General features: G+C 56.3%; 14 protein-coding genes, 1 tRNA gene and 2 rRNA genes (1 of these 17 running past the window's edge). 11 read left to right on the top strand and 6 right to left on the bottom strand.

All coding sequences use genetic code 11. The features are described from left to right. From IF205_RS06755 to IF205_RS06800, 10 genes are all read left to right on the top strand, one after another. A 23S ribosomal RNA gene (locus tag IF205_RS06755) occupies positions 1-1,470 on the top strand; it begins 1,274 nt to the left of the window's first position. A 111-nt stretch (positions 1,471-1,581) separates the two neighbouring features. Continuing rightward, positions 1,582-1,697, top strand: a 5S ribosomal RNA gene (rrf, locus tag IF205_RS06760). 82 nt (positions 1,698-1,779) lie between these two features. Continuing rightward, a tRNA-Met gene (locus tag IF205_RS06765) sits at positions 1,780-1,856 on the top strand. Positions 1,857-2,293: 437 nt separating this feature from the next. Then, positions 2,294-3,013: a GntR family transcriptional regulator gene (locus IF205_RS06770; RefSeq protein WP_259782528.1), complete on the top strand. Its 720-nt coding sequence runs from the start codon at positions 2,294-2,296 to the stop codon at positions 3,011-3,013. A gap of 22 nt (positions 3,014-3,035) precedes the next feature. Then, complete coding sequence (gene mtnK, locus IF205_RS06775) at positions 3,036-4,301, top strand: S-methyl-5-thioribose kinase (RefSeq protein ID WP_259782529.1); 1,266 nt, start codon at positions 3,036-3,038, stop codon at positions 4,299-4,301. Between the two features lie 25 nt (positions 4,302-4,326). Then, a complete protein-coding gene (locus tag IF205_RS06780; protein ID WP_259782530.1) occupies positions 4,327-5,865 on the top strand; it encodes a sugar ABC transporter ATP-binding protein in 1,539 nt (512 codons plus the stop codon). 19 nt (positions 5,866-5,884) lie between these two features. After that, complete coding sequence (locus tag IF205_RS06785) at positions 5,885-6,865, top strand: ABC transporter permease (protein WP_259782531.1); 981 nt, start codon at positions 5,885-5,887, stop codon at positions 6,863-6,865. A gap of 53 nt (positions 6,866-6,918) precedes the next feature. Continuing rightward, complete coding sequence (locus IF205_RS06790; RefSeq protein WP_259782532.1) at positions 6,919-7,974, top strand: sugar ABC transporter substrate-binding protein; 1,056 nt, start codon at positions 6,919-6,921, stop codon at positions 7,972-7,974. 97 nt (positions 7,975-8,071) lie between these two features. Further along, a complete protein-coding gene (mtnA, locus tag IF205_RS06795; protein WP_259782533.1) occupies positions 8,072-9,136 on the top strand; it encodes an S-methyl-5-thioribose-1-phosphate isomerase in 1,065 nt (354 codons plus the stop codon). 10 nt (positions 9,137-9,146) lie between these two features. Further along, positions 9,147-9,803: a class II aldolase/adducin family protein gene (locus tag IF205_RS06800; RefSeq protein ID WP_259782534.1), complete on the top strand. Its 657-nt coding sequence runs from the start codon at positions 9,147-9,149 to the stop codon at positions 9,801-9,803. A gap of 72 nt (positions 9,804-9,875) precedes the next feature. Here the strand turns inward: IF205_RS06800 and IF205_RS06805 are convergent, their stop codons facing one another. From IF205_RS06805 to IF205_RS06820, 4 genes are all read right to left on the bottom strand, one after another. Then, on the bottom strand, positions 9,876-10,550 hold the full coding sequence (locus IF205_RS06805) for a cytochrome b/b6 domain-containing protein (protein WP_259782535.1): 675 nt from the start codon (positions 10,548-10,550) through the stop codon (positions 9,876-9,878). A gap of 105 nt (positions 10,551-10,655) precedes the next feature. Further along, a complete protein-coding gene (locus IF205_RS06810) occupies positions 10,656-11,429 on the bottom strand; it encodes a DUF47 domain-containing protein (RefSeq protein WP_259782536.1) in 774 nt (257 codons plus the stop codon). Between the two features lie 20 nt (positions 11,430-11,449). Next, positions 11,450-12,481 (bottom strand): inorganic phosphate transporter, encoded by a 1,032-nt coding sequence (locus IF205_RS06815; RefSeq protein WP_259782537.1) that lies wholly within the window; start codon positions 12,479-12,481, stop codon positions 11,450-11,452. A gap of 168 nt (positions 12,482-12,649) precedes the next feature. Beyond that, a complete protein-coding gene (locus IF205_RS06820; protein ID WP_259782538.1) occupies positions 12,650-14,392 on the bottom strand; it encodes an adenylate/guanylate cyclase domain-containing protein in 1,743 nt (580 codons plus the stop codon). Positions 14,393-14,593: 201 nt separating this feature from the next. Here IF205_RS06820 and IF205_RS06825 point away from each other — a divergent pair, with 201 nt between their 5' ends. Beyond that, positions 14,594-15,307: a hypothetical protein gene (locus IF205_RS06825; RefSeq protein ID WP_259782539.1), complete on the top strand. Its 714-nt coding sequence runs from the start codon at positions 14,594-14,596 to the stop codon at positions 15,305-15,307. Between the two features lie 5 nt (positions 15,308-15,312). Here the strand turns inward: IF205_RS06825 and IF205_RS06830 are convergent, their stop codons facing one another. Both IF205_RS06830 and IF205_RS06835 read right to left on the bottom strand, forming a co-directional pair. Next, positions 15,313-16,656 carry a TfuA-like protein gene (locus IF205_RS06830; RefSeq protein WP_259782540.1) on the bottom strand — a complete coding sequence of 448 codons (1,344 nt, stop codon included), beginning with the start codon at positions 16,654-16,656 and terminating at the stop codon, positions 15,313-15,315. Beyond that, complete coding sequence (locus IF205_RS06835) at positions 16,653-17,954, bottom strand: YcaO-like family protein (protein WP_259782541.1); 1,302 nt, start codon at positions 17,952-17,954, stop codon at positions 16,653-16,655. Before IF205_RS06835 ends, IF205_RS06830 begins: the two co-directional genes overlap by 4 nt.

Raw genomic sequence — 17,954 nt, forward strand, 5'->3', positions numbered from 1 at the left:
ACACTCTCGCCGAAATCCCAAGGGTTCCTGCGCAAGGCTAATCCGCGCAGGGTAAGCCGGCCCCTAAGTCGAGGGCGAAAGCCGTAGACGATGGGAATGAGGTTAATATTCCTCAGCCTGCTGGGACGTGACGAATGGCGTAAATTGTATCCCCTTATCGGATTGGGGGTGCAGTGAAGCTGTTCCAGGAAATAGCCCCAGCAATAGACCGTACCCGAAACCGACACAGGTGGGATGGTAGAGTATACCAAGGCGCTTGAGAGAACTGCGTTGAAGGAACTCGGCAAAATACTCCCGTAAGTTCGCGAGAAGGGAGACCCATGCTTGGGCAACCAGGTGTGGGTGGCACAGACTAGGGGGTGGCGACTGTTTATTAAAAACATAGGGCTCTGCGAAGTCGCAAGACGACGTATAGGGTCTGACGCCTGCCCGGTGCCGGAAGGTTAAAAGGAGGTGTGCAAGCACCGAATTGAAGCCCCGGTAAACGGCGGCCGTAACTATAACGGTCCTAAGGTAGCGAAATTCCTTGTCGGGTAAGTTCCGACCTGCACGAATGGCGTAACGACTGCCCCACTGTCTCCAACGCAGACTCAGCGAAATTGAACTCTCCGTGAAGATGCGGAGTTCCCGCGGTCAGACGGAAAGACCCCGTGCACCTTTACTACAGCTTCGCAGTGGTATCAGAATTGACATGTGTAGGATAGGCGGGAGCCTTTGAAGCCGGGACGCCAGTCTCGGTGGAGGCATCCTTGAAATACCGCCCTTGTGAATTTTGATATCTAACCGCGGCCCGTTATCCGGGTCCGGGACCCTGCGTGGTGGGTAGTTTGACTGGGGCGGTCGCCTCCCAAAGAGTAACGGAGGCGCGCGATGGTAGGCTCAAGACGGTCGGAAATCGTCTGATGAGTGCAATGGCAAAAGCCTGCCTGACTGCGACACCGACAGGTGGAGCAGAGACGAAAGTCGGTCATAGTGATCCGGTGGTCCCGAGTGGAAGGGCCATCGCTCAACGGATAAAAGGTACGCCGGGGATAACAGGCTGATACCCCCCAAGAGTCCACATCGACGGGGGTGTTTGGCACCTCGATGTCGGCTCATCACATCCTGGGGCTGGAGCAGGTCCCAAGGGTATGGCTGTTCGCCATTTAAAGTGGTACGTGAGCTGGGTTTAGAACGTCGTGAGACAGTTCGGTCCCTATCTGCCGTGGGTGTACGAGACTTGAGAGGAGCTGTCCCTAGTACGAGAGGACCGGGATGGACGCACCTCTGGTGGACCAGTTGTCACGCCAGTGGCACAGCTGGGTAGCTATGTGCGGACGGGATAACCGCTGAAGGCATCTAAGCGGGAAGCCCCCCTCAAAACTAGGTCTCGCTGAGAGCCGTGGTAGACCACCACGTTAATAGGCCGGGTGTGGAAGTGTGGCAACACATGCAGCTTACCGGTACTAATCGCTCGATCGGCTTCATCATCTCCTCGCCGCATACAGCGGCAAGGATCTCAATCAATCGCTGATGAACTCGACCAACCCATAACATAACGCAACTATAAAAGACTTCTTGTGCTTCACTGTGTATCGACGACCTGGTGGCTATGGCGAGGGAGGATCCACCCGATCCCATCCCGAACTCGGAAGTGAAAGCCCTCTGCGCCGATGGTACTTTGGCTTAAGCCACGGGAGAGTAGGTCGCTGCCAGGTCTTCCATACACAGTCTTACCTATTCACTCTTCCAATCCATCCCCTATAAAAAATAAATCCCATAGGGGATTAAAAACTCTGACGCGGGGTGGAGCAGCCCGGTAGCTCGTCAGGCTCATAACCTGAAGGTCGTCAGTTCAAATCTGGCCCCCGCAACCAGCACAAAGCCCTACACCATAGGTGTGGGGCTTTTGCTTTATAACCTGACCTCTCCACCAGAAAGGAATAAAACGGCCTGCCGCCAGCTAGGCCGGTTTTGTGTTTGAGGCCCATTGCACTCCCCTACAACGACGGTCGCACGCACATAAGGGCGCGCGACTGGACCAAAAAGGCAGCCTTGGGGAAATATTCAGGCTGGTTTGCTTGGCGAAAGGCAGCTTCCGGTTTTCCCTATTTGTGCTGAAATCTACCCCTGTGACATTTTGGCGAAGGGGCGCCTCTTGACATTCATCTGATGAATCTGGCATTAGGTCATCAGATGAATTTTCGGTATTCAGGACCGTTCGATGAAAGCAAAGCTGCTATGGGATGGTTTTCTCGAATGGACATAAAAATTAATCAGATGAATATCGAATGTCTGTGGGAGAATTTGTTTCATGAAGGCGACAGCGGAAAAGCCGCTGCAAGTGCGCGTCCAGACAGCGATCAGGGACCTGATCCGCGCCCAGGGGCTTGTGGCCGGTGATCAATTACCGACGGAAGGTGAGCTGACAAGCCTGCTTGATGTGGGGCGGTCGACCCTGCGTGAGGCGATGGCCAACCTGGAAAGTCAGGGCCTGCTTCAGCGTATTCAGGGTAAGGGCACATTCATCAGACAAATCCCGTTGGTCCTGGAAAACGGGATTGATGAGCTGCGCTCCGTCTCCGAACATATTCGAGCCGTCGGCGCCACACCTTCTACCAGTCGCATCGAAATTCAGGTGATTGAGGCAAGCGACCTGCTGGCGGAAAAGCTGCAGGTGGAGGAAGGCGCACCGCTGGTGCGGATCGAACGCGTGCGGCGCGCCGATGGGGCCATTGCTGCCTTTTGTATCGATATCCTGCCGAAATCACTGGTGCCGGGGATCGAGAGCGAGGACTTCCGAGGGTCGCTGTTTGAGATGTTTTCCGGCGGCGGCAACAATCCTTCCTATGCGGAAAGCAATCTTCGGCCAACCATTCTGACGCGCCGCGATTTTCCGGAAATGAAAAGTGAGATCGGCCTGTTCCTGCTGTTTGAAGAAGTCTTCTACGACGATAACGGAACGCCGATCTGCTACAGCAACGACTATTACAGCGCGGATATCTTTGACTTCCGCATTGTGCGTAAACGCTAGTGTTACCTGGGGTGAACTGACTATGGACTATCGCCAGCTCGACGAACATACCGTCACCGATTTTATCCGCGACCTGCCGGAAATGCAGGCGCTGTTTTCCGGTTTTGACGACCTTGAGATCAAGGAAGTAGGCGACGGAAACCTCAATTTCGTTTTCCTGATCACCAATCGGGCAAAGCCTGAGGAAACCGTCGTTTTGAAACAGGCGGTGCCTTTCCTGCGCGTGGTCGGTGAAAGCTGGCCCCTGTCGCGGGAGCGTATGGATTCTGAAATCGCCGCACTCAGGGAACAGGAACGCCTTTGTCCCGGTCTGGTGCCGAAGATCTATTATGCCTCCAGCGAGATGTCCCTGGTCATCATGCAGAATTTGAACCGCCATAATATCCTGCGTGGCGATATCATCCAGGGGAAGGTTTTCCCGAAACTGGCAAATGATGTTTCGACCTTCCTGGCGCAAACCCTGTTCCATACCTCAGACCTTTACCTCGGTCATGACGTCAAGAAGGAAGCGGTCAAAAAGTCGGTGAATGTGGAGTTGTGCAAAATCACGGAGGATTTTGTCTTCACCCATCCTTTCGAAGGCAACGAGACCAATGCCTATAACGAGGAATTGAGCCAGGACGTCATCGACAGCATCCAAAAGGACCCGGCGGTTCGTGTCGCCGTGGGCGAGATGAAATATGCCTTCATGACCCAGGCGGAATCGCTATTGCATGGGGATTTGCATATCGGTTCCATCATGGCGAATGAGGATGAAACCTATGTCATCGACCCGGAATTTGCTTTCTATGGGCCGATGGGTTTCGATCTGGGGGCGATGCTGGGCAACCTCTATCTCTCCTATTTCTCCCATGACTATCGTCAGCGGGCGATGGGCAAAGACCCGGCGGCTTATCGTGGATGGCTGTTGCAATGCGCAGAAGATATCTGGACCGGCTTTGAAGAAAAATTCCTGACCTTGTGGCGCGACCATGAAGCAGCCCAGGGAACGGCCTTCTTCGGTAAGGACCTGGGCGGCGGCAGTGCCGAATTGTTCCGGGCGCATTTCATGAAGCGCGTGTTTTCCGACAGCATCGGTTTTGCCGCCTGCAAGATGATGCGCCGCATCGTCGGCCTCGCCAAAGTGGCCGATATTGCCGATATCCCGGACCTGAAGGAACGCGCCCTGGCGGAAGCCAACGCCCTGGCGATGGGCCGGGCCATGGTGGTCAACCGCAACGGCTATTCCTCCATCACCGAATTATCCGAACTGGCCCGCAGCATCTCGCCGCTGGGCGGCAGCCGCTAACACCGGCCTTTGGGGGGAAGAATTGATGTCTCAGTCTCCAGCCGTCGAAGTGCGCCATGTGGGCAAGAGCTTTGGCCCGACCCGCGCGCTTGACGATGTCTCCTTTGAGTTCCGGCCGGGAGAAATCTTTGCCATGGTCGGTGCCAACGGGGCGGGTAAATCGACCCTGATCAAGATTATTTGCGGCTACTACCCGGATTTCGAAGGCGAAATCCTGGTAGGCGGCGAGCCGGTCTCTTTCACATCGCCCCATGATGCAACCGCCAAGGGGATCGCCACTGTCCATCAGATCATCAATCAGGGCGTGATCCAGACCATGACGGTTGCGGAAAACCTGGCGCTTGCCGAGTTGCTGTCGTCGGAAGAAGGCTCGCTTTTCTACAAGCCCAAAGTAATCGAGGCACGTGCCCGGGAAATCGCGGCGCGCATGGGGCTGGACCACCTGGACTTGAACCAGGAAGTGTCCGAACTGGAACAAAGCGACCGTCAGATGATTGCGATCGCGCGGGCGCTGGCGACAAATCCCAAGCTTTTGATCCTGGACGAGCCGACCTCCTCCATCTCGGAGCGTGAAACCGAAGTTCTGTTTGAGAAGCTTTTCCGGTTGCGGGAAGAGGGCGTTTCGATCCTTTACGTGTCGCACCGCCTGCATGAGATCGAGCGCATCGCCGATCGTGTCGGCGTGATCCGTGACGGTAAATACGGCGGCGTGTTGGAGCGACCTTTCAAGGTGAAGGAAATTGTCACCGCGATGGTCGGTGAGATTGAAGACAAGACCGCGAGCCGCCAGCGCAAGGACTATGCTGCTGACGCGGTGCCCAAACTGGAATTGCGTGACCTTGTGGTTCAGCCGGGCCACAAGCCGATCAACCTGAAGGTCCACGCCGGGGAAATCCTGGGCATTACCGGGCTGATCGGTGCGGGCAAGTCGGAATTGGCGCAGGTCCTGTTCGGCCTGGCAGAGCCCCTGTCCGGTCAGCTGCTGATCGACGGAAAACCGGTCCACAGCAAAACCGTGGCGGAGGCCATCGGCAACGGCGTTTTCATGGTGCCGGAGGATCGCTCCAATAATGCGGTCATCCCGGAGTTTAATCTGCGCAAGAATATCACGCTGCCCTTCCTGGGGTCCTTCAGCAACGCTTTCGGTCTGATGAAACATCGGCTGGAAAGCCGGGAGGCGACCCGTATGGTCAACGCCATGGGCGTGAAATGCGAAAGTGAGCTTTCCGATATTTCCGAATTGTCGGGGGGGAACCAGCAAAAGGTAGTGGTGGCCCGCTGGCTCATGAAAAATTTCAACGTCCTGATCCTGGACGAGCCCTATCAGGGCGTGGATATCCGGTCGCGCCATGACATCAACACCTATATCCGTGCCAATTGTGGGGATCGGGCCTTGATCGTTCTCGCGGCGGATCTGGACGAGGTTTTGGAAGTGGCGGATCGCGTGGTCGTGATGAACCACGGGATGATTGTCGGCGAGCAGTATATCGATGCCGTTGACCGGCCGACCCTTCTTCACTGGACATCTCAATCACCCGACGAAGTGACACAGGCCGTCGGGTAGAGCAGGGGCAATAATAACAATGGAACGTGTAACCGCATTTTCGATCAAATACGGCTTTTTGATCGTCATGGCCGCCTCCTTCATCGGTTTCGGCATGGTGCAGCCCGCCTTCTGGAGCGCATCAAACCTGTTTTCGATCCTGCTTGGGGTGACCATCTACGGCATTCTCGCGCTGGGCGTGACTTTCACCCTGGTGACCGATGGGCTGGATCTGTCCGTGGGTTCGACCGCCGCCATGTCGGTAATGATGGCGTCATACAGCATGGTGGTGCTGGAACTGTCCGGCGTCATGGCAGTGGTGATCTGCCTGATCATCGGGGCGTTGATCGGCCTGGTGAACGGCTTCCTGATTGTTCGGGTCAAGATTCCCGACCTTCTGGCGACACTGGGCACCATGTTCCTGATCCAGGGGTTGCAGTTGATCCCGTCGGGTGGCCGGTCCATCGGGACAGGCATGCTGCTGTCCAATGGGGACGAGGCCATGGGCGAATTTACCGAAGGCTTCCTCTTCCTGGGGCAGGGCAGGCTCTTCGACCTGGTTCCGACACCGGTTGTCTTCATGCTGGTGCTGGCGGTGCTGGTCTATGTGGTGCTGGAACATACCCGTTGGGGCCGCGTTTTCTATGCCATCGGCGGCAATGCCGAAGCAGCCCGTCTGGTTGGTGCCAGTGTCGACCGCTATCGCATCATGGCCTATGTGCTGTCCGGCCTGATCGCCTCCTTCGGTGGCGTGTTGCTGGCCTCGCGCGTCGGTCGCGGGGACGTCTCCAGCGGATCGGGCCTGTTGTTGGATGCGGTTGGTGCGGCGTTGATCGGCTTTGCGGTATTGGGCGCGCGTAAACCAAACGCCTTCGGCACAATCGTCGGGGCCATTTTTGTGGGCATGCTGTTGAACGGGCTGACCATGTTGAACCTGCCCTATTTCTGGCAGGATTTCATCAAGGGCAGCGTTTTGGTCGCCGCTTTGGCCTTCACGTTCAGCCTGGCCAAGCAACGATAATAAAAACTGAGACTGTAACTGAATTAAAACCACTTACGAACATGGAGGTTCTCATGGTTTTCAAGGGAGTGATGAAGGCGGTTGGTTTGGCCGGTGGCCTGATCGCCGGTGTTGTCGGCACCAGTGTCGCGGCAGACGCACCAGCGCCGTTTGACGGGTCGAAGAAAGTTCATATCGCACTGATCCGCCAGATGGTGGAAGGTGAGTTCATGCAGATGTATCAGGCGGGTGCACAGCGTCAGGCAGACCTGATCGGTGTGAAACTGACGGTCTTCGGCAAGAATATGGACAACCAGGCGCAGGCCAACTTTGTCTATCAGGCAATCAACATGGGCGTGGATGGTATCATTATCGACCATGGCCTGACCGAAACCATGAAGAAACCCGCCGCGGATGCAATCGCCAAGGGCATCCCGGTCGTTGCCTTCGACGTCAACCTGAAGAACCCGGATATCAACCAGATATCCCAGGACGACCATCAATTGGGCAAGATGGCGCTGGACGCCATGCTTGATGATTTCGGCGGCAAGGCCAATGTGGGGTATGTCTACGTGGCTGGTATCCTGCCCCTGGATAAACGCCATGTCAGCTTTGAAGAAGCCAAGAAGGCCAATCCGGGTCTGAAGGAAGTCGCGCGGACCGGTACACTGGAATCGCCGTTTTCCGTGAAGAACGCGGAACAGGTGAAGGCGGTTCTTTTGGCCAATCCGGATATCAATGCCTATTTCGCACCCTTTGATGAATTCGGCAAAGGCGTGATCATGGCGTTGGAAGAAAACAACATGGCGGACAAGGTCAAGGTCTATACCGCTGATATCTCCACCCAGGATATTCAGATGATGATCAAGCCCGGCAATCCCTGGGCGGCAACGGCAGCGACCAACCCGGCTGCGATCGGGGCGGTCAGTGTTCGCGCCATTGCCAAGAAGATTGCAGGCGAGAAACTGGACCACGAAATCACCATCCCGCCGATGCTGTTTACCCAGAAGATGCTGATCGACGCCGGTGTGAAAAGCATGAAACAGCTTCGCGCCAGCTTCCCTGAATTCAACCACGTGGACCGTGCCATGGCGGATTGGATTCCGGTTGATAAAAAAGGTCTTTTCTAACCCCGACTGCGAATTGGTTCGGGGATACCTCTCCCCGAACCGCTTTTTTGATCCATTTTGTTTGATGATTTGACGACGCATTTTTAGGAGAGCAACAGTGCTGAACGGTCAATTAGCTGCAGACAACCTGCCCCGTGCAGTCCGCTGGGAAGAGGGTGATCTTTACCTGCTGGACCAGACGCGATTGCCGTTGGAAACCTGCATGGAAAAACAGGAAACGGCACAGCAGGTCTGGGATTCCATTCATGTACTGAAAGTGCGCGGTGCACCTGCCATCGGGATTGCCGGGGCCTATGGCCTCTGCGTGGCGCTGAAGGACAAGACCGGCCTTGCCATTGACGAGTTTATGGCGGAAGTGGAAAATCAGGCGGCCTTCCTGGACAGTTCCCGTCCAACTGCGGTCAATCTCGGCTGGGCGCTGCGCCGTATGGTGGCGATGGCGAAGGCAAGCGGTATCACCGATGCGACCGCGCTCTATGACCGCCTTGTGGCTGAGGCTGTTGCGATCCATGAAGAAGATATCGGGCTGTGCCGTGCGATGGGGGAGAATGGCGCCCCCCTGATTACCGAAGGCATGGGCGTTCTCACCCATTGTAATGCGGGATCGCTGGCAACCTCCGAGTTGGGCACGGCGACCGCGCCCATGTATGTGGCCCACAGCCGTGGTGTGAATTTCCGGGTCTATGCCGATGAAACCCGGCCGCTGTTGCAGGGGGCACGGCTGACCAGTTGGGAACTGCAGCAGTCGGGGATCGACGTGACCCTGCTTACCGACAATATGGCGGCCCACATCATGTCCCAGGGACTGATCGATCTGGTGATTACCGGGACCGACCGTGTTGCTGCCAATGGCGATGTGGCCAACAAGATCGGCACCATGGGCGTTGCGATCCTGGCCAAGCATTTCGGCATTCCCTTCTATGTGTGCTGTCCGTCGTCGACCATTGACCTGGATACGGCCCACGGCAAGGACATCCCGATTGAGGAGCGGGGAGACGACGAAGTGACCAGCTTTGGCGCCCGCCGTACGGCCCCGGAAGGGATCAAGGTCCGCAATCCGGCCTTTGACGTGACCCCCAATGAACTGGTTACCGGCCTGATTACGGAAAAGGGGATCATCTGCGAACCCTATACCGAAAACCTGCGCGCCATGTTCGGTTGAGGTTCGGGGCATGAGTGATCAAGTGTTGCGGGTGGAATTGCTGGATACAGCCAGGGAAATGAATGCCATCGGTATCAATCAGGGTACATCGGGCAATGTCAGCGTACGGTCGGGGGATGGTTTCCTGATCACGCCGTCCGGCCTGCCTTATGATGAAAGCACGCCCGACGATATGGTGCCGATGACCTTGGATGCGGACTGGTCGGGAGACCGGAAACCGTCCAGCGAATGGCGCTTCCATCTGGATATCTACAAGGCGCGTGACGATGTGCAGGCTGTGGTCCATGTGCATTCGACCTTCGCCACAACTATCGCCTGCCTGGGCAAGGAAATTCCTGCCTTCCACTATATGGTGGCGGTGGCGGGCGGCAAGACCATCCGCTGCGCGCCCTATCATACATTCGGCACACAGGAACTGTCCGATGTGACGGTTGACGCGCTGGTGGACCGCAAGGCCTGCCTGCTTGCCAATCACGGGATGATTGCCACAGGTCCCAATCTGAAAAAGGCCCTGGCCATGGCGGTTGAGGTGGAAAAGCTGTGCGAGATGTATTGGCGCACGCTGCAACTGGGTGGCGGACCGGTTCTGGATGATGCGGAGATGGATATCATCCTGTCGAAATTCCAGTCTTACGGCCAGTTTGCGAAAAAGCCTGCCAATCAATAGAGGCTGTTGATTCCCCGGTGACGAGGCGCTGTTTCTGTGTCACCGGGTTTCTTCCATGTCATCAAGGTAAAATTAAGGGCGTTTGTATCCGGTTATCATTGCCTTGGTGAGATTCTCGCGATGGACGATGCTGGCGAGAATTACACCGCCAATGTGCAGGATGACGAAGAACAGCATGGCATTTGCCAGAAGTTCATGCAGTTCTTTCCAGAATCGCCCGGCACCGCTTTCATGGTCGCCGTGTCGGCCTTCCTCCTGCTCGTAATCGTCATCATGGTCCTGCAGGATCACCTGCGTATTCGCGTCGCCCATCGGTGCTGCGACCTGGGTGAAGGAAGCCAGAGGGCCCGCGTTTTTCTCCGTGGCGTATAGTTCCAGTCCGACACCGACAGTGGCTGCCAGACCAATTAACAGCACGATCGCCATAGCGCCGCCCGCGGGGCTGTGGCCGATATGGCGTTTGGCCTTGAAGGTCATAAGGGCCAGCAGGTATTTCCATATTGTGAAGGGGCCATAGAGAAAGTCTGCGAAACGCGCATGGCGCGGGCCGACGAAGCCCCAGATGATCCGCAAAATAACAAACACACCGATCGTATACCCGGCCCAGACATGGAGTGTCAGGACGTCGTCTTCCGTAAAATAGGCGATGAAAAAGGCGGTTGCGACGACCCAGTGAGCGAGACGGACAAATATATCCCATACTTTAATGCTCGTTGCCGACGTTTGTGTGCCATGGCTATCGGACATCGTGACCTACCCTCTCCGCAATCATGTCTCTCTTTGAGAAGTATTGTGGGGAATACAGATATGTCATTAATCGAGATTAACTTCGGTATACCTTCGTACAGAGGATCAAGCCGCTTTCACGACAATGTCGTGCAGGATATCCCCCGCATGGGCCAGATGATCAGCCGCATTGGACAAATGCCGATACACCTCCCGTCTTTTCAACGCCTCCATGACAAAGGACAGTCCGCGGGCAACCGCCATGGACCGGTTCGGGTCCATGGGTTCCAGCAGCTTGGCGAGGTCTTCGTCTCCCTCCTTGTTCTGTTCTATGCGGCTGCGCAGGTAATGTTCCGGATCGAATAACTCTGCGATTGCTTTCCGGTAGACCTTCTCTGTCCGACGCTCTGATTTTCGAACGGAATTGGCGTGCAGGTCGGCGTCTGCGGGGGGCGACTTGAGCTTCACGAAACCGGCCTGCAATTCGATTGCACCCTGACAGAGAATGCGGGCCATCTCCTGCGTATGGGCATCAGGGGTAACGTCGAGAATTTCCATTTCCCGGACCGTGGTCTTGGCGTAGTTGAGAACCTCATCTATGGCGGTGATGGCGCGGTAGATATCCTCGCGGTCAAAGGGCGTGGAAAAAGACCGGTTGAGAATGTCGATGTTGCGCAGTTTCAGCTTGTCGCCCCGATGCTCCAGATCACGGATTTCCAAGGCAAGTGCGGTGTCGCCTTCTGCCATATAGTTCACGAAGATTTCCATCGCCTCCACAACCAGGTCACATTGGTCGTTGAGGAGGCCATGGAAATCCGCCATGCGCGGGAAGAGGCTGTTCAGGAGCAACGAAACCCGCGACGGTTTTGCTCCCAAAATATCCGGCCTGTTTTCGTTCATGATCTTTTCCTGCCTTCCGTTCAGAGGATAGCATGCTGCAAAGCGTAGAACCCGATGGAAAGAAGAGATGATCCGGGAATGGTGATCAACCAGGCCCCGATGATCTCCCGGGCGCGTCGCCAGCGTACGGCCCTTGGGCGCTCTGAAGCGCCAATCCCCATGATTGCAGTGCTGACCACCTGGGTTGTTGATACCGGCCCGCCGAAAGAAGAGGCCGCCAGGATCACGCTGGCCGAGGTCAATTGCGCGTCGAGGGCGTGGATGGGCCGCACCTTGTAAATCCCGAAACCCAATGTGCGGACAATCCGCCACCCACCGGCCAGCGTGCCCAGTGTAATAGCCGTCGAACTGGCGAGGATGACCCAGACAGGCACGTAGAACTCGGTTGTGATCCCACCCAGTACCAGCAGCATGGCGATGACCCCCATGCCTTTTTGGGCGTCGTTGGTCCCATGGGAAAACGCCAGGGCGGCGGTTGTGAACCATTGTATCCAGCGTAGGGGGCGGTTGGCGGAGGGTTTGGCGCCCCTCAAGGCAAACCGCATGATCCGGTGAATAATCCAGCCAACCGCAAAGCCGACGAAGGGGGAGAAGAGAAGGGCGGCCACTACTTTTACCACGCCGGTCAATCGGTGTTCCCCAAGTTCCGCAAGCCCCCAGACCACGTGATCCGGTCCGGCCCCCATAAGCACAGCCCCGATCAGGCCACCGACAAGCGCCTGTGACGAGGATGCGGGCAGGCCAAACCACCAGGTGATCAGATTCCACCCGATCGCGCCGGCCAGACCGGACAGCACGATGGTAAGCGACGACAGTTCCTGCAAATCGGTTACATCGACGAAATTGCCGATTGTGTTGGCAACGGCGGTTCCGCCCAGGATTGGCCCGAGAAAGGTGAAAAAGGAAACCAGGACGGCTGCCTGGATCGGCGTCGTCGCCCGGGATGCAATAATGGTTGCCAGCATATTCGCCGCATCCTGCAGGCCGTTGGTATAGTCGAACACAAGAACCACGACCACGCCGATGATGGTGAGAACCATAACCGTCGTCATGGGCATTTCACCCGTGTTGCTGCTAGGATTTCCCCAAGGCCGGGCATTTGCCCCCTCCTTTGCCCTGTACTGTTTTTCCTTATTTTTCAGTTTAATACGAAATTCGGCGCGGGCACATGAAGAACTGTGCATCAACAGCAGGGTAGGATATTTTTTGCAAGCGGTGGGTCAGGCGGTCAGGGCTTCGGCCTTGGTGAGGCCTTCCCGCAGGTGCTGCAAGTCGGCCTCATTTGCGTAATGCATGGCGTCCAGGAATGCATCCACGGTGAATTCCGGATCAACCTGGGCGGCTTGGGTGAAATGGGCGGCGGCACGGCTGTCGCCAAGCCAGCCGAAAGAGGCTGCGGCAAAGGCGTGCTGAAGGGAATCCATGCTGGATAGATGCATGAATGCGTCGATTGCCTGATCATACTGACGTGCCGCGAAATGCGCCTTGCCCAGATGGCTCCAGAAGCGTTCCGGATGATGCGGGTTGAGACGCATCGCCTTTCGGATCCATTCGATCCCTTCCTCCGCTCGGCCAAGCCAGGTCAGTAACTCCCCCTGTTGAACAACCACCAGATCGTAATTGGGGTTGAGGGCAAGCGCGCGCTCCTGGTGGTACAGCGCCCGCGTCAGGTCATTCCGTGTGACGTTGATGGCGGCAAGGATGCGATGCACGTCGGCATCATAATCATCAAGGCTCTGTGCTTTTTCCAGCTCACGGACCACTTCTTCAAAGGTGCCTTCCAGGTCCTCCACCCATTGATAAGACCATGCCTGGCCAAGGATACAGCCGCGCCAGGCATGCGCATGGGCATAATCCGGGTCCAGGGAAATAGCGCGCTCGATCAGCTTCTGCGCCTCGATATTCTCTTCTTTGTTGGACCGGTGATGGCGAACCTTCGCGGCCAGAACGCATTCATAGGCAGCAAGGCTTGTGGGCTTCTTCCGGACGAGCTGGTCTTGCTGGGCGGCCTCGACACGACCGGGCAGGGTGGCGACGATTGCGGCGGTTACCTCATCCTGCAGAGCGAAGATATCATCAAGTTGGCGGTCGTATTTCTCTGCCCAGATATGGGAGTCAGTGGCGGTGTCGATTAACTGCACGGTGACGCGCAGGCGGTCGCCCGCCTTGCGGACACTTCCTTCCACCAGATATTGGGCGCCCAGTTTTTCCGCCACCTCTCTCAGGTTTACGGCCTGCCCTTTGTAGACGAAGGTGGAGTTGCGCGAGATGACAAATAATTCGTGGCGGCGTGACAGCTCCGTCAGGATGTCTTCGGTCAGGCCATCGACGAAATATTCCTGTTCCGGATCGCCGCTCATATTGGTGAAGGGCAGCACGGCGATGGATGGTTTGACGACTGCGCGCGGCTCCGCCTTCTCATCGATGCCGTATGTTGTCTTCGGTTCCTCATCCATCCGGACCTGCCAGACCCGGATCGGGCGGGCGATATTCTTGAGCGATTTTTCCCCGAGGTCCTCGAAGGCGACAGTGAGCCGGTTGGCAACCTGTTCATGAACGGCATGGGAAACGCTGATGCCGCCGACATCGGCAATCTGTTCAAGGCGTGCGGCAACATTAACGCCATCGCCATAGATATCGTCCTCATCGAAGATGATGTCGCCGAGATTGATCCCGATGCGAAACTGGATGCGCCGGTCCGCCGCCACATCCGTATTGCGGCGACGCATGCGGGTCTGGACCTCAACGGCACAGCGGACGGCATCCGCCACGGACTGAAACTCCACCAGCAGGCCGTCGCCGGTGGTTTTGATGATATGTCCCTGGTTTTTTTCGATGGCCGGGTCGATCAGTTCGATCCTGTGGCTGCGCAATCGCGCGAGGGTTCCTTCCTCGTCGGCACCCATCAGCCGGGAGTATCCCGCCATATCGGCGGCAAGAACGGCGGCAAGTCTGCGTTCCATGCTTTTTCCTCACCAATGCCTGATTTTAGCAGGTTGCCGGTCTCTGCAAAAGTGTCATGGAGGGAAACCCTGTAAGGAAATTTGCAACTATGCGCTTCCAATAATTAGATATGCTGTCTAAACTTTACGATGATTGCTAAGCCTTTTGTATAAAAGGGTTTTAAGCAAGTCGATATTCAACAATGAAGCATGAGGATGTCTATGCCGCTCCCAGTTCGTTATCTTCAGGTTGTTTTGGATATTTCAGACAATGACCATCAGGGGCGGATGTTCGAACATTACATGCACGAACTGTTACCGACTTTCATGGAGAAACCCTGGCCGGGTTGGGAGTTGTTTCTTTCCGCGCAACGCACGCCCAGCCGTGTTCCGTCGACGGAACCGGATGACCGCGACTACAAAAGTTACCTCCATATCTGGCGGCTGCGTGACTACAACTCACTGCCGTATCTGATGGAATATTTTGACGACGATGAGGTTTATAGGAATCTCAATGCGATGGTCCTGCGGGAGACGCAGGAACTGACCGGGGCCATGGTCTATAACCCGCAGAACAATATGCCGTCGTTCCGACCGCCTGAGGGGACCCGTTTTTTTCTGTATACGGAAATGAATATGGTCCAGTCACCGGAGGTCCTGTCGGAATACAGGACGTTCATGATTGACGCGGCCAATGACCCAAGCTCGCCGCTGTCTGAAGCATTCGACTGGCGAATGGTCCAGGGCACCTATTCACAGACCGGGCGGCTGCGCCGTTATATCACCATATTTTCTACCTCCTCACCGTTGCCGCAGGCGCAGGAAGCGATCGACTGGCTCTTTGAACAGCCGGAGGTTCAAAATGCGGTAGTTGGCGGCAAGGACGGTATCGTCTGGAAACTTTACGAACCCATCAGTTATCTAAACGAACAGTGAGGCGGCTACTGCAATCGGTTCTCGAACAGGTATTCGCGCGCCAGGGCCTGGATGAAGGAATAGCGGTTGTGGATACCCAGTGACCGGCAGTAGCTGTCTATGTCTGCCGGTCGCGCCTGCCCGCCCCGCTGTTCAAAATACCAGGAAATGAGGTCCTCCTCTGTAAGGCCGCAGGAATCCAGACTGGCATTTTCCAGCCCTATTTCCTCTAGATAGCGGGCCTTTGCAAGGGCGCGCCCCATGTAACGGTCAAAACATCCCAAGGTACGAAGCGTATCGGGCAGTTGCTGGATCGTTGCATCCTGGAAAAACGTTTCAACATGCCCGATGATCGTTTCCTGCCGGATCAATGTGGTCAGGCCGTCTTCATCAAGACCCTGCCGTGCCATCCATTCTGCAATCTGTTCCGGGGTGCGTAGTCCGCGTTGATGGAAAAATGTGTGCAGGACTTCCCGGAACCGTTGTTGATCCACGGAAATGCCCTGTCTGCTGCCTTCCTGCAGGGCAAGCGCGCGCGACGCCGCCCGCGGCATGATCTGATTATAGTCCTGGCCGCCGAGGCGCAGTTCGTCGAGCAGCAATTGCGTGAGCGGTTTGTTGGATGTGCCTCCCCGTGAACGTTGTCCGGCATCCCGTGTCGCCTGCTCCCACGTGTCGGTATGTTCGAAGTGATAGCCAACCTGCTTGGGCGGAAAGTCGCCGGAATGTGAGGCTTTGATATGGTTCAGGAGCGCAATGGCATCCAATCGCTTCTGGTCCACCTTGTTGGTGGGCAGCCAGCCTTCAAGGGCGTTCAGCTCCGCTTCGGGAAGTCTGGCTTCCCTGCCTTTTGCGATCACGCCCGCGTAGGTGCGGGAAGGATAATACATCCGTTTTGCAAGCACGGTCAGGGTAGCAGCGGTGTGTTCTGAAATAGTCCCTTCGCCGGCGGCCTTTGCAAAAGTTGTGCGGATATTGACCATGGCCTCGGAGGTGATTGGATAGCCGAGTTCACGTGGTCCATGTGTGACGGCAACCTCGTCGTCATCTTCCAGTTCACAAGTGGCAAATGCTTCATATACATGTCCGATTCCGGTCATGCCGAATGGTGCCAGTTCGGCTGCGCGAAGCGCACCCATGCTGGATGCCCCGTAAACATGGATACCCTCCTTCATGGCCCATAACACTTCCTTGTGCCAGACGGCGGGGACCTGCTCGAAATAACCATCAATCAGGGCAATGACTTTGGTCCCTTCGGACGCGGCATTGTAAAGATCGCCTTGTGCGGCGGGCGGGCGGAAATCCGCATCCAGGAATTCTTTCGCCTCGGAAGGGGGCAGGCTTGGCCCCAGAAACACGGTTATACTCATACGGTTTTGCTTTTCAGAATTTCCTGGGCGCGCCTGCCTGGGATATAGCCCGGCGCATCGTGCAGGCCTTCAAGTCCGGGAATTATGACCCGGACAAATGCCATATCCGGAATCCGGCTTTGCAGGTCTATGGCGATGGTCTGTTTAATGCTGACGGCTTTAAGCTGCTGTAAAAGATGGCTCAGATCATCGTCCAGGGATTGTCCGCTGTAATCCGGTGTGTTTTCAAACTGGCGCAGTGGACCTTTGGCGGTTTCAGCCAGATCACGGTTGACTTGCGCAATGCGGTCCGGGTTTCGGGACAGGTCGAACATATCTCTATGGGCGTCATCGCGTGCGCCTGCAATATAGGTGAGGCGCGTTTGCGCCGCCTCCGTCAGGGCCCGGAGCAAGGCAATGTTCCGGCTGGGATGTGTGCCGCTGCCGTGGCTTGAATAAAACTGTCCGAGATGATTGGACTGTTTGTCCACGAGACAGCACACGAATGACGCGATGCCGATATCGGTGCTGATATCCCATACGGCCACGGTCATCTCGGCCCGTTGCAGTTTCTCAAGGACGTCACGGCAGTCCGGATCGCGAAGAGAGCACAAATCCATTCGACCGACCGGGTTGGCGGTTCCGCCTTGCAAGCTCCACAACGCCAGGGCGTCGCGCTCAACAAGTTCGCAAATACCGTGATTGATGGCTTCCAGGCGGTGGTTGCCGGATGCCAGCCCGTTTGAACTCATCAGGAAGTTGCCGCTGCCCGTCGGAAGGGGGCGCGTATAGTTTGTATGCACCATCTCATAGGGGACCCAGGTCTCCCGGTCGGAGAGCATGTCATCGCCTTCGCACCACAAAAGGGGTTTGTCTACGCTGAAGTTGCTGACGCTGAGGCGGGGCAACGCGTCCGTGTCCGCAATGAGGCGGGTTTGGGCCATTTCGTCTGCGCTGGCCAAGATAAGAGGCAACTGGAGGTGTTCTGCGTGAAAGGATTCAATCGCCTCCATTATGCCGGAAACCCTCGCCGCTGTTTCTGTCAGGCCTTTACCCTGTGAAACGGCGATAGAGCGTGCGTTGGGACGATAGACGGCAAACACAGGCACGCCGATCCGGTCAAGGCCGGTAATGTTGGCAACCCGGGTAATGCCCATTTCCAATAGGTACGGCTTGATTTTATTTAATGTTTCCGAAGGGCTGATCAGGCGGTGGGTGCCTCGGTCAAAGCCTTTCTCTGCCGCAGTATCACTAATGTGTAATGGGGAAGGTGGAATACCACCGTCCCCATCATTTTTAAGATTTCTACCGAACTGCAA

Origin of the sequence: Aestuariispira ectoiniformans, from assembly GCF_025136295.1 — a bacterium.
In the GTDB taxonomy this organism is placed as follows: Bacteria; Pseudomonadota; Alphaproteobacteria; order UBA8366; family Aestuariispiraceae; genus Aestuariispira_A; species Aestuariispira_A ectoiniformans.

Coding starts and splice junctions, on each gene's coding strand:
- IF205_RS06770 (WP_259782528.1), top strand. CDS start 2,294: ATGAAGGCGACAGCGGAAAAGCCGCTGCAAGTGCGCGTCCAGACAGCG.
- mtnK (WP_259782529.1), top strand. CDS start 3,036: ATGGACTATCGCCAGCTCGACGAACATACCGTCACCGATTTTATCCGC.
- IF205_RS06780 (WP_259782530.1), top strand. CDS start 4,327: ATGTCTCAGTCTCCAGCCGTCGAAGTGCGCCATGTGGGCAAGAGCTTT.
- IF205_RS06785 (WP_259782531.1), top strand. CDS start 5,885: ATGGAACGTGTAACCGCATTTTCGATCAAATACGGCTTTTTGATCGTC.
- IF205_RS06790 (WP_259782532.1), top strand. CDS start 6,919: ATGGTTTTCAAGGGAGTGATGAAGGCGGTTGGTTTGGCCGGTGGCCTG.
- IF205_RS06800 (WP_259782534.1), top strand. CDS start 9,147: ATGAGTGATCAAGTGTTGCGGGTGGAATTGCTGGATACAGCCAGGGAA.
- IF205_RS06805 (WP_259782535.1), bottom strand. CDS start 10,550: ATGTCCGATAGCCATGGCACACAAACGTCGGCAACGAGCATTAAAGTA.
- IF205_RS06810 (WP_259782536.1), bottom strand. CDS start 11,429: ATGAACGAAAACAGGCCGGATATTTTGGGAGCAAAACCGTCGCGGGTT.
- IF205_RS06815 (WP_259782537.1), bottom strand. CDS start 12,481: ATGACGACGGTTATGGTTCTCACCATCATCGGCGTGGTCGTGGTTCTT.
- IF205_RS06820 (WP_259782538.1), bottom strand. CDS start 14,392: ATGGAACGCAGACTTGCCGCCGTTCTTGCCGCCGATATGGCGGGATAC.
- IF205_RS06825 (WP_259782539.1), top strand. CDS start 14,594: ATGCCGCTCCCAGTTCGTTATCTTCAGGTTGTTTTGGATATTTCAGAC.
- IF205_RS06830 (WP_259782540.1), bottom strand. CDS start 16,656: ATGAGTATAACCGTGTTTCTGGGGCCAAGCCTGCCCCCTTCCGAGGCG.